Annotated in this window: 1 protein-coding gene; it reads left to right on the top strand. The window is 78.2% G+C overall.

Going from position 1 to position 735, the window contains the following annotated elements; genetic code table 11:
• Window positions 1-735 (top strand): HAD-IC family P-type ATPase (locus tag HW578_RS27265; RefSeq protein ID WP_198373815.1); only part of this gene is annotated, 735 nt, incomplete at both ends.

Below are 735 nucleotides of genomic sequence, written 5' to 3'. Positions count from 1 at the left end.
CGCCGCGCACCGCGCGCCGGATCGAGGGCGGCGCGGAGGCCGAGGTGCCCGCCGCCGCCCTGCTGGTCGGCGACCTGGTGGTGGTGCGCCCGGGCGAGCGCATCCCCGCCGACGGCCTGGTGCGCGAGGGACGTTCGGGCGTCGACGAAAGCGCGCTGACCGGCGAGAGCCGCGCGGTCGAGAAGGACCCCGGCGCGCGCGTCTCGACCGGCACCATCGCGCTGGACGGCCGGCTGGTGGTCGAGGTCCGCGCGGTGGGCGCGGAAACCGTCCTGGCCCGCGTCGCGGCGCTGGTGGCGGCGGCGCAGGCCTCCCGCGCGCCGGTGCAGAAGCTCGTGGACCGCGTCAGCGGCATCTTCGTGCCGGTCGTGATGGGCGTGGCGCTGCTGACGCTGGCGGGCTGGCTGCTGGCCGGCGCGGGTGCGGAGCAGGCGGTGATCACCGCCGTTTCGGTGCTGGTGATCGCCTGCCCCTGTGCGCTCGGCCTCGCCACGCCCGCGGCGATCATGGCGGGCACGGGGGCGGCGGCGCGTGCCGGGATCCTGGTCCGCGACGTGGATGCGATCGAGCGCGCGCAGGGCGTGACGCTGGTCGCCTTCGACAAGACCGGCACGCTGACCGAGGGCAGGCCGCGCCTCGCCGCGCTGCATCCGGCGGGCGGCGTGGCGCGCGCGGAAGCGCTGCGCCTCGCCGCGGCCTTGCAGGCGGGCAGCGAGCATCCGCTGGCGCGCGCGG

The sequence above is a fragment of the Roseomonas rosulenta genome (assembly GCF_016106005.1).
Lineage (GTDB): Bacteria > Pseudomonadota > Alphaproteobacteria > Acetobacterales > Acetobacteraceae > Neoroseomonas > Neoroseomonas rosulenta.
The sequence above is the reverse complement of the archived record's forward strand: the minus strand, read 5'-3'. Positions and strand labels throughout refer to the sequence as shown.